This is a genomic window from Agathobaculum butyriciproducens, from assembly GCA_003096535.1.
GTDB lineage: Bacteria > Bacillota > Clostridia > Oscillospirales > Butyricicoccaceae > Agathobaculum > Agathobaculum butyriciproducens.
Genome location: QEKJ01000004.1, coordinates 44,146 through 59,928, shown reverse-complemented (window position 1 = coordinate 59,928; position 15,783 = coordinate 44,146). Strand labels below are relative to the sequence as shown.

Annotated in this window: 14 protein-coding genes; all 14 read left to right on the top strand. The window is 58.8% G+C overall.

What is annotated here, in order from left to right; translation table 11 throughout:
* Positions 1-2: 2 nt before the first annotated feature.
* The 14 genes from C7386_RS05125 (at position 3) to C7386_RS05060 (ending at position 15,557) form a co-directional block, all read left to right on the top strand.
* Positions 3-4,376, top strand: a complete 4,374-nt coding sequence (locus C7386_RS05125; protein ID WP_318261190.1) for a PolC-type DNA polymerase III — start codon at positions 3-5, stop codon at positions 4,374-4,376.
* Between the two features lie 15 nt (positions 4,377-4,391).
* Positions 4,392-4,739, top strand: a complete 348-nt coding sequence (locus C7386_RS05120; protein WP_116704962.1) for a DUF6054 family protein — start codon at positions 4,392-4,394, stop codon at positions 4,737-4,739.
* A gap of 222 nt (positions 4,740-4,961) precedes the next feature.
* On the top strand, positions 4,962-6,596 hold the full coding sequence (gene hisZ, locus C7386_RS13900; RefSeq protein ID WP_116704961.1) for an ATP phosphoribosyltransferase regulatory subunit: 1,635 nt from the start codon (positions 4,962-4,964) through the stop codon (positions 6,594-6,596).
* 108 nt (positions 6,597-6,704) lie between these two features.
* Positions 6,705-8,006, top strand: coding sequence for a histidinol dehydrogenase (gene hisD / locus C7386_RS05110; protein ID WP_116704960.1), 1,302 nt, complete (start codon positions 6,705-6,707; stop codon positions 8,004-8,006).
* A complete protein-coding gene (hisB, locus tag C7386_RS05105) occupies positions 7,993-8,568 on the top strand; it encodes an imidazoleglycerol-phosphate dehydratase HisB (RefSeq protein ID WP_116704959.1) in 576 nt (191 codons plus the stop codon). Before hisD ends, hisB begins: the two co-directional genes overlap by 14 nt.
* Positions 8,569-8,646: 78 nt before the next feature.
* Positions 8,647-9,264 carry an imidazole glycerol phosphate synthase subunit HisH gene (gene hisH / locus C7386_RS05100; protein WP_116704958.1) on the top strand — a complete coding sequence of 206 codons (618 nt, stop codon included), beginning with the start codon at positions 8,647-8,649 and terminating at the stop codon, positions 9,262-9,264.
* Positions 9,261-9,974, top strand: coding sequence for a 1-(5-phosphoribosyl)-5-[(5-phosphoribosylamino)methylideneamino]imidazole-4-carboxamide isomerase (gene hisA / locus C7386_RS05095; RefSeq protein ID WP_116704957.1), 714 nt, complete (start codon positions 9,261-9,263; stop codon positions 9,972-9,974). The genes hisH and hisA overlap by 4 nt, the downstream gene beginning before the upstream one ends.
* A gap of 48 nt (positions 9,975-10,022) precedes the next feature.
* Positions 10,023-10,787: an imidazole glycerol phosphate synthase subunit HisF gene (gene hisF / locus C7386_RS05090; protein ID WP_116704956.1), complete on the top strand. Its 765-nt coding sequence runs from the start codon at positions 10,023-10,025 to the stop codon at positions 10,785-10,787.
* Positions 10,788-10,860: 73 nt separating this feature from the next.
* Complete coding sequence (hisI, locus tag C7386_RS05085; protein ID WP_116704955.1) at positions 10,861-11,193, top strand: phosphoribosyl-AMP cyclohydrolase; 333 nt, start codon at positions 10,861-10,863, stop codon at positions 11,191-11,193.
* 15 nt (positions 11,194-11,208) lie between these two features.
* On the top strand, positions 11,209-11,532 hold the full coding sequence (gene hisE / locus C7386_RS05080) for a phosphoribosyl-ATP diphosphatase (protein ID WP_116704954.1): 324 nt from the start codon (positions 11,209-11,211) through the stop codon (positions 11,530-11,532).
* Positions 11,533-11,638: 106 nt separating this feature from the next.
* Positions 11,639-12,124: a pyridoxamine 5'-phosphate oxidase family protein gene (locus C7386_RS05075; protein ID WP_116704953.1), complete on the top strand. Its 486-nt coding sequence runs from the start codon at positions 11,639-11,641 to the stop codon at positions 12,122-12,124.
* Between the two features lie 2 nt (positions 12,125-12,126).
* Complete coding sequence (locus C7386_RS05070) at positions 12,127-13,347, top strand: CapA family protein (RefSeq protein WP_116704952.1); 1,221 nt, start codon at positions 12,127-12,129, stop codon at positions 13,345-13,347.
* A 123-nt stretch (positions 13,348-13,470) separates the two neighbouring features.
* Entirely contained in the window at positions 13,471-14,094 is a 624-nt protein-coding gene (locus C7386_RS05065) for a TetR/AcrR family transcriptional regulator (protein WP_165815469.1), read from the top strand.
* A 152-nt stretch (positions 14,095-14,246) separates the two neighbouring features.
* Positions 14,247-15,557 (top strand): MATE family efflux transporter, encoded by a 1,311-nt coding sequence (locus C7386_RS05060; protein WP_318261188.1) that lies wholly within the window; start codon positions 14,247-14,249, stop codon positions 15,555-15,557.
* The last annotated feature ends 226 nt before the right edge of the window (positions 15,558-15,783 follow it).

Here is a 15,783-nt window from a genome sequence, read left to right as displayed (position 1 = left end):
TCGTGGCTGGAAAGCTGATTGATATTTTTCAAAACTGCAAATGTGTAAATGAGGAGAAGCACCTTGCCGCAGGCGAGGTGCGTTCTCTGGCATTTGGGGATAATAACACGGTGATGGTCGTGGAACTCGGTCTGCACGAGGTTGTCAGCCGCAAGGTGATTGCCAAGGCGGAAAAGCAGATCGCGGACACCTACGGTCTTGACCGCGTGATGATCGAGCCGCGCTACAACATGCCGGGTGAGCTGTCGAACGCGTACATCAAGTCGCTGTATGACGACATGGCGTACCGCATGCCGTCAGCCAAGGGTCTGCTCGACCACACCAAGTGGGAATTTGCGGACGGTGCGCTCCAGATCCCGATGGACGAGGTGAGCGAAAAGCATTTCGCAAACGCACTGCGGCATCTGGAGGCGCGTATTCAGCGGGAACTGGGGAGAAGCTGTCCGGTGCACGCGGTCCGCGCGGATGCACAGGATTTTGCACCCGCACCCGAGCAGGAGGAGAGCCGCGAGGAAATTCTGCACAAGGCTGTGGAGCAGGCGGCGGCAGCCGCGGCGGAAACGCCCAAGCCGAAAAAGCCGCGTCCGGCGCCGCAGCAGCATACCGGCTATCAGCGCCCGCGCGCCGAGAAGGTGCGCGAGGACGACCTCATCTTCGGCAAGCTGATTCAGGACCCCATTGTTTCGGTCAACGAGGCGATTGCCGCCTATGATATGGTGACGATTCAGGGCGAGGTGTTCTTCACCGACAGCAAGGACATCCACAGCAAGAAAACCGGCAAGGATTACGTCAAGATTGCGTTTGATATGACCGACCGCACCAATTCCGTGCGCGTTTCCAAGTTCCTTGCGGCGGACAAAGCGGGCGATACGGCATCTAAAATCAAGAAGGGACTCTACTGCACCGTGCAGGGCAAGATGGTGTATGACACCTTTGCCAAGGAGATGGTGCTCGAGCCGACCGGCATCGTCAAGGCGAAAAAGCCGGAGCGAAAGGACACCTACGAGGGCATGAAGCGCGTGGAGCTCCATCTGCACACCAACATGAGCGCGATGGACGGCATGAGCAGCACCGCGTCTCTGCTGTGCCGCGCCGCTAAGTGGGGACACCGCGCGATGGCGATCACCGACCACGGTGTGGCGCAGGCGTTCCCCGAAGCGCTGCACGCGCAGGAGGGCAAGCAGAAGGACATCATCGGTGACATGAAGATTGTTTATGGCATCGAGGCGTACTACATCAATGACGAGAACAGCATTTCGGTCGTGCGCGGCAGGAGCGCCGAGCCGCTCGACGGCACGTTCATCGTGTTCGACCTGGAGACCACCGGACTCAATCCGGCGAGCGAGGAAATTACCGAGATTGCCGCTGTGCGCGTTGTGGAGGGCGAGATTCGCGATTCCTTCCAGACCTATGTCAACCCGCACAAGCCGATTCCGCCGGAAATCACCGAGCTGACCGGCATTTCGGACGAGACGGTAGCGGACGCGCCCGACCTCGACAAAGCCGTGCCGGAATTCCTCGCATGGGCAGGCGAGGGACAGTACCCGCTCGTGGCGCACAACGCAGGCTTCGATATGGGCTTCCTGCGGACGGCCTGCCAGAGACTGGGTATCGAGCGGGAGTTTACAAGCATTGATACCCTCGAGATGAGCCGCCTGATGCTGCCGCACATGCACAAGTTCAAGCTGAACATTCTGGCGAAGGAGCTGCAGGTCGGCCCGTTCGAGCACCACCGCGCGAGCGAGGATGCCGCCGTGCTCGGCCGCATTTACGTCAAGCTGCTGAAAAGGCTCAGGGAGGAGATGCACGCGGTTACGACTGCGGATATCAATCCGGTGCTGGCGGCGACGACCGACCGCAAGAACAAGCTGAAAAACCTGCCGCGCTATCACTTTATCATTTTGGTGAAGAATCAGGCGGGACTGCGAAACCTGTATCAGCTGATTTCCAAGAGCTTTCTGGAATATTACAACAAGCGCCCCATTATGCCGCGCAGCGAACTCATCCGTCACCGTGAGGGACTGATTTTCGGCTCGGCGTGTGAGGCGGGCGAGGTGTTCCGCGCGCTGACCAAGGGCGAGCCGTGGGAGGAGATCAAGCGGCTGGCGTCGTTTTACGACTATCTGGAGATTCAGCCGATCGGCAACAACAACTTCATGATCGCAAAGGGTATGGCGAAGGACGAGGAGCAGCTGCGCGACTGGAACCGCGATATTCTCCGTCTGGCGGATGAATTGGGGAAACCGTGCTGCGCCACCGGTGACGTACACTTCCTCGAGCCCGAGGACGAGGCGTTCCGCCGTATTCTGATGGCGGGTCAGGGTTTCTCCGATGCGGACAATCAGGCGCCGCTGTACTTTAAGAGCACGGATGAAATGCTGAAGGAATTTTCCTATCTCGGTGAGGACCGGGCGTATGAGGTGGTCGTGAAGAACACCAACATGATCGCCGACATGTGTGACGTGATTCGTCCGGTGCCGAGGGAAAACTACCCGCCGCACATCGACGGCTGTGAGGACGACCTGCGCAACATGTGCTATGAAAAGGCTAAGCGTATCTACGGCGATCCGCTGCCCGAGCCGGTGCAGGCGCGGCTTGACCGTGAGCTTGGCTCCATCATCGGCAACGGCTATGCGGTTATGTACATCATCGCGCAGAAGCTGGTTACCAAGTCGCTCGCGGACGGCTATCTGGTTGGCTCGCGTGGTTCGGTCGGCTCGTCGCTCGCGGCGTTCATGTCGGATATCACCGAGGTAAATTCGCTCGCCCCGCACTATCTGTGCCCGGACGACAAATATCTCGAGTGGCACGAGGATTACTCCTGCGGTGTCGATCTGCCCGATAAGATTTGCCCGAACTGCGGCAAGCCGCTCACCAAACAGGGCTTCAACATTCCGTTCGAGACCTTCCTCGGCTTCGAGGGCGACAAGGTGCCGGATATCGACCTGAACTTTGCGGGCGAGTATCAGTCGCGCATTCACTGGTACACCGGCGAGATCTTCGGACACGACCATGTGTTCCGAGCGGGCACCATCGGCACGGTTGCCGAAAAAACCGCGTTCGGTTATGTCAAAAAGTACATGGAGGAGCGCGGCGTTGAGTGCTCCCGCGCGGAGGAAAACCGCCTTGCCGCAGGCTGCACGGGCGTGCGCCGTACCTCGGGTCAGCACCCGGGCGGCGTTGTCGTTGTGCCCAAGGAGATTGAGATTTACGACGTCTGTCCGATTCAGCATCCGGCAGATGACCCGGATTCCGACATCATCACCACCCATTTCGAGTATCACTCCATTGACGCGAACCTCTTGAAGCTGGACGAGCTGGGACACGATGATCCGACCATCATCAAGCATCTGGAGAACCTCACCGGCGTAAACGCGCAGGAGATTCCGCTCGACGACCCGGAGACCATGAGCCTGTTTCACTCATGCAAGGCGCTTAAGTACAAGGGCGAAAACCCGGATACCGACCCGATCCTCGGTGACCTCGGCTGTGTGGCGGTGCCCGAGTTCGGCACCAAGTTCGTGCGCGGCATGGTCAAGGAGACGCACCCGTCCACGTTCGCGGAGCTGGTTTCGATTTCCGGTCTGTCGCACGGCACGGATGTTTGGCTCGGCAATGCCGCAGAGCTGGTCCGCAAGGGCATTCCGCTGTCCGGCTGTATCTGCTGCCGAGACGATATTATGAACTACCTGATCCTGCAGGGCGTCAAGCCCAAGCTGTCGTTCAAGACGATGGAGTCCGTCCGAAAGGGTAAGGGACTGACCGAGGAAATGGAAGCCGCCATGAACGAGCAGCATGTGCCCGAGTGGTACATCGACTCGTGCAAGAAGATCAAGTATATGTTCCCGAAGGCGCACGCGGTCGCGTATGTCATGATGGCGTTCCGTATCGCGTGGTTCAAGGTGCACCGTCCGCTCGCGTTCTATTCGGCGTACTTTTCCATCCGCGCGAAAGGCTTTGATGCGTCCTGTATGATCAAGGGCGATAAGGTTTGTCTGGATAAAATGTCCGAACTGCGCCAGAAGGAGCGCGATAAGACGATTTCAGCAGCGGAAAAGGATATGATGACGACCCTTGAGGTCTGCCACGAGTTTTACCGGCGTGGATTTACGTTTGAGCCGATGGATGTTTATAAATCGGACGCAACGCGCTTTCTCGTGACGGAAACCGGTTTGATTCCGCCGTTTACGTCCATGCCGGGCATCGGTGAGCAGGCGGCGCTCAGCATCGTGGAGGAGAGAAAGAACGGTAAGTTCCTCTCGGCAGAAGAGCTGATCGTCCGGTGCCCGAAGGCGTCCAAGGCGGTCGTCGAGCTGCTCGAGCAGATCGGCGCGCTTGGCTCCATGCCGAAAACAACGCAGATGACCCTCTTTTAGAAAGGTGTGACGATTGTGGCAAAGTACGAAAAGCATCTGACGGGAAATTTTGACGAGCTGCTGGAGCTTGTAACGGACGGCGTGCTGAACGGCAGCATGTCTGCGTCCTACGAGGACGGCTCGGATTGGACAAACGGCACGGTCCGCTGCGCGGTGCGCGTGTTCGAGCGTTACAGCTACATGGGCGGCAACCGCGTCAGCATGAATGTCACTCTGGTCGGCAACGACCGCGACCTGTTTTTCTCCGCCATCACTTCAGGTGGCAGTTCGGCCGTGTTCTTCAAGCTCAACACCCTCGGCGAGGAGAGCTTTCTGGAAAAGCTGGTACCGATTGTGGAGAACTATAAAAAGAGAGTAGAGTGAGGAGTTGAGAGTGAAGAGATGGGAGGAAGCGGGAGGGCGGAGAGAAAAAGCCGCCTCTGCTTCATCTCCGCTCTTCACTCTTTTTTTCACTCGAAAACGGGAGTTCGAAGCGGAAAAGGCTGCCCACTGCGTAGGCTCCGCTCTCTAAAAAGGGTCTTGACAGTATATAGGGAACTATGGTATGATTTCATCATGATAAAGCGATAAAGGAGTAGCGGAGCCATGAACCGTTTTCGTATTTCCACCCCGGAGGGTACCCGAGACCTGTTATTTTCCTCGTGCCGTGCGCTGCGGCAGACGGAAAATGCTGTGCGCGACGCGCTGGAGGAGCGCGGATACAGCGAGATCATCACCCCGGCGGTTGAGTATTTTGATGTATTTGCACAGGCAAACCCCGAGCTGGATCAGGATCAGATGCTGAAGATCATCGACAAGTCCGGCCGCATTTGCGTGGCGCGTCCGGATAACACCACGCCGATCGCGCGTATTGCAGCCACCCGACTGGATGACGCGGCGCTGCCGGTCCGCCTGTATTACAGCCAGAAGGTGTTCCGTTCGGTGTCCGGCGATCACGGCCACAAGGGCGAGTTCCTGCAGGTCGGCGCGGAATTTATCGGCGCGGACGGTCTGGAGGCCGACAAGGACATTCTCACGGCTGCGTTTGCCGCACTCAGCAAGACCGGCGCGGACAACTTCCGCGTAGAGCTTGGTCACGCTGAGATCTACAAGGCGCTGATGGATGAGCTTGGCGCGGATGCACAGTCCGCCGAGGGCATCCGCCGCCTGATCGAAAACAAGTCGTTTGCCGCGCTCGGTGATGCGCTCGAGCCGTTTAAGGGCAAGCCCGCTGCAAAGGCGCTCAGCGCTATGCCGAATCTGTTCGGCGGCATCGAGGTGCTTGACGAGGTCGAGTCGCTCACCGGCAACGTGCGCGTGCTCGGCGCGACCGCTTATCTGCGCCGACTGTATCAGGCACTGGATGAGGCAGGCTACGGCGACCGCATCATGATCGACCTCGGCCTTGTCCACGAGATGGATTACTACACCGGCATCATGTTCCGCGGCTACATCGGCGGCGCAGGCGCGGCGATTCTCGCAGGCGGCCGTTACAACGCGCTGTGCGCCAAGTTCGGCAAGGATATGCCCGCGGGCGGCTTCGGCATTGACGTGGAGAGCGTTGCCGACAGCCTTGCAGGACAGAGCCGTCCCGAGGTCGCAACCCGCCGGGATACCGTGCGTATCGCACTGACCAAGGGCCGTCTGGAGAAGAAAACGCTCGCGCTGCTCAAGGCCGCAGGCTACGATATCTCCGAGCTGGAGGCCGGAACGCGCAAGCTCATCTTCACCCTGCCGGACAGCGGCGTGGAGATCGTGCTGAGCAAGGCCGCGGACGTAATCACCTATGTCGAGCACGGCGTGTGCGACATGGGCGTGGTCGGCAAGGATACCATCATGGAAAAGGGCGGCAGCTTCTACGAAATGGTAGATCTCGGCTTCGGCAAATGCCGCTTCGCCCTCGCTACCAAGAAGGGCAAGGACGTGTACGGCGGCTATAAGACCCCGGTTATCGCTACCAAGTATCCGGCGGTCACCAAGGCCTTTTTCAATAAGAAGAATATGGACGTTGAGACCATCAAGATCGAAGGCTCGGTCGAGCTGGCGCCGCTGCTCGAGCTGGCGGACGGCATTGTGGATATCGTGGAGACCGGCACGACGCTCAAGGAGAACGGCCTCGAGGTCGTTGAGAATGTAGCGCCCATCTCGGCAAGAGTTATCGTCAACCTCGCCAGCGCGAAGATGAAGAAGGCAGCGATTCAGAAGGTTATTGCAGAACTGGAAAGTGGCTTGGAGAAGTAAGCCAATACATATATAACATAAATCATATCCATAGGGCGGGGTGCCCTACGGAATATTGATACCAATGCCGGTGGACGAAAACGGTTGACACAAAAGGGGAATACCACAATGTTTATGAAAACAGTCCTCGCGGACGGACAGGCAGAGCAGCAGGTCATCCGCGAAATGAAGGCCCGTGCGGCTGGTGCGCGCGGCGATATTGAGCAGATTGTCCGCGGTGTGATGGCGGACGTACAGCAGCGCGGCTGGGACGCGGTCGTGGAGTACGCCGAGCGGTTTGACGGCAAGGCGCCGTACATTGTCGAGCCGGAGGTGCTTGACGACGCGTACAACGCCTGCGACCCCAAGCTGATCGCGGCGCTGGAAAAGGCGGCGGCGAACATCCGCGACTACCATGAGCAGATGCTCGTCAAAACGTGGGAGTGGAATCGCTCCAAAGGCGAAACGCTCGGCCAGACCGTGCGCGGGCTTTCGCGCGTCGGCATTTATGTGCCGGGCGGCACGGCAGCGTATCCGTCGAGCGTGCTGATGAACGCCATTCCGGCCAAGGTTGCCGGTGTCGGTGAGCTGATCATGGTCACGCCGCCGACCGAGAATATGTCGAACGAAGTGCTTGCGGCGGCGAAGATCGCCGGTGTAGATACCGTTATTGCCATTGGCGGCACGCAGGCGATTGCCGCGCTGACCTACGGCGCAGGCTTTATCCCGCAGGTGGACAAGATCGTTGGCCCGGGCAACGCCTTTGTCGCGGCGGCGAAAAAGCTGGCGTTCGGCACGGTCGATATCGACATGATCGCCGGTCCGTCCGAGGTGCTGGTCATTGCGGACCACACCGCCAACCCGACCTACGTTGCCGCCGACCTGCTCAGTCAGGCCGAGCACGACAAGCTGGCTTCCGCTGTCCTGCTGACCGATTCCATGGCGCAGGCGCAGGCGATTTCCTGCGAGATGGAGCGGCAGGCGAAGCTCCTCCCGCGGTGGGATATCATCAAGGAGAGCGTAGCGAACTACGGCTGCGCCATCGTGTTTGACGACTTGAAGGACGCCTGCAGGATGGCTGATGTGGTCGCTCCCGAGCATCTGGAGGTCGTGACCGCCGCTCCGCGTGAGCTGCTGCCGTACCTGCACAATGCAGGCGCGATCTTCCTCGGGCAGTACGCGCCCGAGCCGCTCGGTGACTACATGGCAGGCCCGTGTCACGTTCTGCCGACCTCGGGCACGGCGCGTTTCTTCTCGCCGCTGTCCACGGACACGTTTTTGAAGAAAACCAGCGTTATCGAGTACACGCGGGACGCGCTCGAAAGCTATGCACAGGATATTATCGCGCTCGCGCAGAGCGAGCATCTGGACGCGCACGCAAACTCCATCGCGGTGCGCTTTGCGGAGGAAAACAACGATGAGAACCGCTGAAATCAAACGAAAGACCAAGGAAACCGACATTTCGCTCAAGCTGACACTCGAGGGCGGCGACCGCAAAATCGACACCGGCATCGGCTTTTTTGACCACATGCTCAACAGCTTCGCCGTGCATTCCGGCTTCGGTCTGGAACTGACCTGCAAGGGCGATCTGGAGGTGGACGGTCACCATTCGGTCGAGGACTGCGGCATCGCGCTCGGTCAGGCACTGGCGCAGTGCGTCGGTGACAAGGCGGGTATCGCGCGTTTCGGACAGGCGTTCGTGCCGATGGACGAGGCGCTCGGCTTCTGCGCGCTGGATATCTCCGGCCGCCCGTACCTCGTGTTCGATGCACCCATGCCGCAGCCGATGTGCGGTCAGTACGACACCTGCCTGACGGTCGAGTTCATGCGTGCGCTGGCGGTACACGCCGGACTGACGCTGCACCTCAAGTGCGAGTACGGCGAGAACGCACACCATATCACGGAGGCGCTGTTCAAGGCGCTTGCACGCGCGCTCAAGCAGGCCGTTACCGTGACGGGCGGCGGCGTTCTGAGCGCGAAGGGTGTTCTCTAAATTTCATAAACATGGTGCCAACCGTTACGGCAGGATGAGGTCATCCCGCCCTGCGGAACAGATTCCGAGAGGTACAACATGAGTTATATTGCAATCGTAGATTATGGCGCAGGCAATCTGATGAGCGTACACAACACACTTGATTACCTGGGTTATGAAAATAAAATCGCGGCTTCGGCGGACGTGATCGAGAATGCGGCGGGTGTTATCCTGCCCGGTGTCGGCGCGTTTCCGGATGCGATGGCGGCTTTGGAGCACTCCGGTTTGACGGAGGCGGTGCTGAAGGCTGCAAAGGAAAAGCCGTTCCTCGGTATCTGCCTCGGCATGCAGATGCTGTTCGAGGAATCGGACGAGGTGCGTCCGTGCAGGGGTCTGGGTCTGCTGCCGGGACGCATTGAGCGCATTGAGACGAGTCTCAAGCTGCCGCAGATCGGCTGGAATGCGCTGGACATTCTGCGTCCGAATGCCATGACCGAGGGCCTGGAAAACGGCAGCTATGTGTATTTCGTGCACAGTTTCATGGCGCATCCGGCGGACGAAAACGACCTTGCCGCCGTGACGGATTATGGCGCGCGCGTGCCTGCCATGGTGGCGCGAGGGAACCTGTTCGGCTGCCAGTTTCACCCGGAAAAGAGCGGTGAAGTGGGACTTGCGATGCTTCGCAACTTTGCAAAACTGACGGAGGTGGGAAAATGAGAGTTATCCCCGCAATTGATTTGAAAGACGGTCAGTGCGTGCGCCTGCAGAAAGGCGACTACGGCACTGCACATAAAGTAGCAGAAAACCCGGTCGAGACCGCACAGCGGTTTCTCGATGCCGGTGCAGACCTTGTACACATGGTTGACCTTGACGCCGCGAAGGACGGCTCGCACGCGAACTACGGCGTGGTGGAGCAGGTCATCCGCGAGACCGGCGCGACCGTGGAGCTTGGCGGCGGCATTCGCTCCATGCAGGATGTGGAGACCGTGCTTGCACTGGGCGTTTCGCGCGTGATCATCGGCTCGGCGGCTGTCCGCGACCCGGAATTCGTAGCCGAGGCTGTAAAAAAGTACAGCGACAAGATCGTTGTCGGCATCGATGCCAAGAGCGAGACCGTCCGCACGGACGGCTGGCTGGGCGACAGCGGCGAGAACTACATCGCGTTCGCAGAGCGCATGGAGTCCATCGGCGTACGCCACATCATCTTCACCGACATTGACAAGGACGGCATGCTCGCAGGTCCGAACTTTGACCAGCTGGCGGCGCTGCGCGCCTCGGTCTCCTGCGAGATTATCGCGTCCGGCGGCGTGTCCACCCTCGAGGATATCGCCGGCCTGAAAAAGCTCGGCATCGACGGTGCTATCGCAGGCAAGGCGGTGTATACCGGCACCCTCGATTTGGCAAAGGCTATCGAACAGGCCAAGTAACCGCCCTACGGTTACGATTGAACCTTCGATTTGAACGGAGTGAAAAACTTGTTAGCAAAACGCATCATCCCCTGTCTGGACGTAAAGGACGGGCGAGTGGTAAAGGGCGTGAACTTTGTCGGGCTGCGCGACGCGGGCGACCCGGTCGAGCTGGCGAAGTTCTACTCGCAGGAGGGCGCGGACGAGATCGTGTTCCTCGATATCACCGCTACGAGCGACAACCGCGATACCATTGCCGACGTTGTGCGCCGCACCTGCCGTGAGGTATTCGTGCCGGTAACAGTCGGCGGCGGCATCCGCACCGTGGACGATTTCCGCGAGATTTTACGCGCCGGTGCAGATAAAATTTCCATCAATTCCTCGGCGGTCAAGAATCCCGATCTGGTGAATGCCGCCGCGGAGAAGTACGGCAGTCAGTGCGTGGTCGTTGCGATCGACGCGCGTGCGAACGCCGAAATGCCGTCCGGCTTTGAGGTCTACGTTGCAGGCGGCCGCACCCCGACCGGCAAGGACGCGGTCGCGTGGGCGAAAGAGGTTTACGAGCGCGGCGCGGGCGAGATCCTGCTGACCTCGATGGACAAGGACGGCACCAAGTCCGGCTTTGACCTAAAGCTGACCAAGGCGGTTGTGGAGGTGGTCGGCATTCCGGTCATCGCGTCCGGCGGCTGCGGCTCGCTCGAGCATTTCTCCGAGGTGTTCGAGAAAACCGGCTGCGATGCCGCATTGGCAGCCAGTCTGTTTCATTATCGGGAACTGACAGTCGGAGAGGTTAAAGAGCACCTGAAAGAGAAGGGTATTCCGGTTAGAAAATAAAGCACAGGCTATACCGTAGTCGGCGCACCCTACGGTAAACATGAATCATTATCCTAATAGGGAAGTGAATATTTTGGATTTAAGCAAATTTTTCAAAAAGGCTCCTCTGGTGCCGATTATCTGCCAGGATGAGCGCAGCGGCGAAGTCCTGATGCTCGGCTACGCGAACGAGGAGGCCCTGCAGCTGACGATGGACACCGGCACGGCGTGGTTTTTCTCGCGCTCGCGCCAGAAGCTGTGGAACAAGGGGGAGACCTCGGGCAATTTTATCTTTGTCAGCAGGATTCTGTCCGACTGCGACGATGACACGCTCATCTATGTCGGCACGCCCAAGGGTCCGGTCTGCCACACCGGACACCGCACCTGCTTTTTCACCACGCTGTGGGAGAAGCCGGAAGAAAAGTAAAAGGAGAGCAGTATTATGAATTCGTTTGAGCAAATGGAAGCCGTTATCGCGCAGCGCCGCGCCGAACCGCAGGAAGGCTCGTACACCTGCTATCTGTTTGAGAAGGGCATTGACAAGATTCTTAAGAAGGTCGGTGAGGAGTGCGCCGAGACCATCATTGCAGCCAAGAACGGCGACAAGACCGAGCTGGTCGGTGAGATCAACGACGTATTCTACCACATGATGGTAATGATGAACGAGTGCGGCGTGACCATGGAGGATGTCTGCAAGGAAATGGACGTCCGCGCCCAGAAGATCGGCAACCTGAAGAAATTCCACGTTTCCGATCACAACACCTGATAGCTGACAGCATAAGACAGCCCTGTGCATATTTTGCACAGGGTTTGTTGTATTGTTGGCGGGAATATGATATGATGATACAAATACTTGAACAGAGGTGAAACTCATGCGCAGAAAAGACAGAGAAATCACCGGCCGAGAGAACATCGAGCCGATCCTGCAGGCCTGCAAGGTCTGCCGCGTCGCCATGACCGGCACGGACGGCTGGCCGTACGTCATTCCGATGAACTTTGGCTACACATGGGATGAGGACGGGCTGACGCTCTACTTTCACGGCGGCGTGAAGGGCAAGAAGATTGATTCGCTGAAAGCCGACTCACGCGTGTGCTTCGAGATGGATTGCGAGGAGGGTCTGACCGGCGAGGGCGACTTGGCCTGCCGGTACAGCTATGCATTCTCGTCCATCGTAGGGTACGGCAAGGTCGAGTTCGCGGAGGACAATGAGGAGAAACGGCAGGGCTTTGACGTTATCATGCAGCACCAGACCGGCCGCACGGGCTGGACGTACACGGACGCGGCTCTGTCCGTCACCGAGGTGATGCGCGTGCGCGCGGAGTCGTTTGAGGCCTCGCGCAAGGCGCCGAAGGGATGAGCATGAAGCACATCGGGACCAAAATTCTGGCAGGCGTGCTGGTGGTGCTGCTGGCGGGAGCGGGCGTGCTGATCTGGCGGAATCTGCCGGAGGATGCACCGCGCCTGCAGGAGCCGGAGGAGACCGTTCGGCAGGAGCCGGAGGTGCAGCCGGACACCACAGCGACCCTGTGCGTGGCGGGCGATATTGTGGCGCACATGCCGCTTGTCGCGGATGCGTGGAACGGCGAAGCGTATGATTTTACGCACCTGTTCGCGGACGCAAGACCGTATTACGAGGCTGCGGATTACACAACGGCCTGTCTGGAGACCACGTTCAACGGTCCGCCGTATTCGGGCTACCCGCAGTTCTGCGCACCGGATGCGCTGGCCTACGGCCTGAAAACGGTCGGGTTTAACCTGCTCTCCACGGCGAGCAACCACAGCATGGATACTTGGTACAGCGGTCTGGTCCGCACACTGGATGTGCTGGACGCCGCCGGTCTGGAGCACGTCGGCACTTACCGCACACAGCAGGAGCGCGATGCGGTGAAGATCATCGACGTGGGCGGCATCAAACTGGCCATGCTGGCGTATACCTTCAGCACAAACGGTCTGCCGGTGGACAGCGAGCACCCGTACAGTGTCAGCGTATACACGACCGACTACATGACCGACTGCAGTGTGGTGGATTACGACCTCATCCAGTCGGATTTGGACAAGGCGGGGCAGTCCGGTGCGGATGCGATTGCCGTGTATGTACACTGGGGCAACGAGTACCACACCGAGCCGTCCGAGCAGCAGGAGCAGCTGGCGGACTACCTGTTTGCGCACGGCGCGACATTGGTGCTCGGCGGGCACGCGCATGTGCCGCAGCCGATGGAGCTGCGGACGCTGCCGGACGGACGCACCGGCTATCTGTGCTACTGTCTCGGCAACCTGATCTCCAATCAGTTTGACCCGTACACCAACCTGACGGCAGCTGTCACGCTGACACTCACCAAAAGCGGGGAGACCGGACAGGTGACGGTTTCCGGCGCGGAGTACGCGCCGATGTTCATGCTGCACGCAAGCGACTCCAACGAGGGACGCTACCGCCTGTTGGATATTCGGAAATCCATGCAGGATTTTGAGCAGGGGGATACGTCGGTTGTAAACCGGTCGGTATATGACCGAATGCAGCAGGGACGTTCCGACCTGCACCGTATCTTCGGCACGGATGAGGTGCTTTCGCTTGTAGCATGAGAAAATGTTTACGGTTTCTTTACATACAACGCTCGACACTGTGTTGACTTTGCGACACGATGCTGATACAATAAATCTGTACCAAGAATGCACAGTCCGCAGAGAAACAGGGAGGAACGGTTCATGCCGGAGACGAAAAACAACCGCAGAGTGCGCTTTACGCGATCTGCACTGCGTGAAGCCCTGATTGACCTGATTCTGGAGAAGCCGCTGGTCTCTATCACGGTCAAGGATATCTGCGCGAGAGCGGACATCAACCGCTCGACCTTCTACCTGCATTTCAAGGACGTGACCGACATCCTGCGCACGACCGAGGACGAGATCATCGAGCACATGCACGAGCATGCGCCGATGCACGAACGGGAGTGCCGCGATCTGCAGGAGATCAAGGGATTCTTTATCGACTTTCTGGAGCAGATCCGGAGCAATCCGCGCATAATGAAGGTGATTCGGGTGCTGTGCAGCGAGCAGGGAGACCCGTATTTTGTACGCAAGCTGCAGACCATGACGTATGAAGCCTTCCTCGACGGCTGGGATATGCACATGATGCCGGAAATGAGCGAGCAGCGGAAGCTGCTTGTGTTTTCGTATATCATTTCGGGCATGGTATCCATGCTGTCCACTTGGGCGACCAGAGCGCAGGACACGCCGACCGAGCAGGTCGTATCGCTTTTGATGGGGTTGATGTGGCACGGACTGGACTGTTTTGCAGCATCCGACCCAAAAAGTGCTTTTCCGACCGAATAAGCCACTTGACATTTCTATGGGAAGATGGTATATTATAACTGCTTCGTAAATAAGCAATGTTTTCCGTCGATAGCATTGCAGATCGGCCCTTTTCGGTGTATTCCGGGAAGGGTCGATCACTTTTTATATAAAAATTTGAGGGGGAGAAGGAATTGCACAAACAGGGAGCTTTGCGCGAATTCGGGCACTATGCCGCGATGAACATCCTGGGGATGATCGGCATTTCGTGCTACATTCTCGCGGATACCTATTTCGTTGCGCAGGGACTGGGTTCACTCGGACTGGCGGCGCTCAACATCGCCATACCGGCGTACAACCTGATGAACGGCATCGGCCTGATGCTCGGCGTGGGCGCGGCAACGCAGTACACGATCGCGCGGGCGCAGAACGATCGGAGACAGGCGGACAGCGTATTCACGCACGCGGCGGCACTCGGGCTGCTGCTCGGACTGCTGTTCCTGCTCGGCGGACTGTGCTTTGCAAAACCGCTCGCGGGCCTGCTCGGCGCGGACGCGCAGACGCTCGGCATGACGACGACCTACCTGCGCATGCTGTGGTGCTTCGGGCCGTTCTTCGTGATGAACAACGTGCTGCTGGCATTCACGCGCAACGACGGTGCGCCGACCGTTGCCATGTGCGGCATGATCGCGGGCAGCCTGTTCAACATCGTGTTCGATTACATTTTCATTTTCCCGTGCGGACTGGGCATGTTCGGTGCGGCGCTTGCGACCGGCTTTTCGCCGTTTGTCAGCATTCTAGTGCTGCTGACGCACCTGCGGAGACCGTCCCGCGGCTTCCATCTCGTCAAAACGCCGCTGCGCGTCAGCCGTGTGCCGAGCCTGTGCGCGCCCGGTCTGTCCTCGCTCATCGGTGAAATCGCCTCCGGCGTGGTGCTGCTGCTGTTCAATCTGGTGCTGCTGCGCCTCAGCGGCAATACCGGCGTGGCGGCTTACGGCGTGGTGGCCAATCTTGCTCTGGTGGGAATCGCTGTCTTTACCGGACTGTGCACCGGCATACAGCCGCTGGTCAGCCGCAGCTCGGGTCTCGGTGACAGGGAACAGCTGCGGCGGCTGTTCCGCTGGGGCATCTGCACCGCGCTCGGGATTGCAGCCGTGCTGTGCGTGTCGGTTTTCCTCGGCGCAGAGCCGCTGACGGCGGTGTTCAACAGTGAGCATGACCCGCAGCTTGCCGCCTACGCGGAGAGCGGCCTGCGGATCTACTTCACAGGTTTCCTGTTCGCGGGCGTGAACATGGTCACGGCAGCGTTTTTCAGCGCATCGGATAAGACCGTGCAGGGGTTTGTCCTTTCGCTGCTGCGCGGCGTGATCGCCGTGCCGCCGATCCTGTTTCCGCTCGCGTGGGCGCTCGGCGTCGATGGCGTCTGGCTGACGTTCCCGATGGTGGAGCTGGTCACGGCGGTCGCCGCACTCGTCTGGGCGCGGAAGTACATCATTGAGAATTAGTAATTGTGCGAGGCAGGAGTTTTCCTCGAAGGTGCAGATTACCGTAGGGGCGGACCAATGTGTCCGCCCTTTTTTAACAATAATCAATCTGTAAAACTGTATAATGTGCCATAAAACAGTGAAAAAGACGTGCAATGCACGTCTTTTGCTTAACAGGATGTCATCTGTATGGTATAATACTGGTGTTGCCCTACTTATTCCCGGCAACGGGAAGGAGGTGCACCAA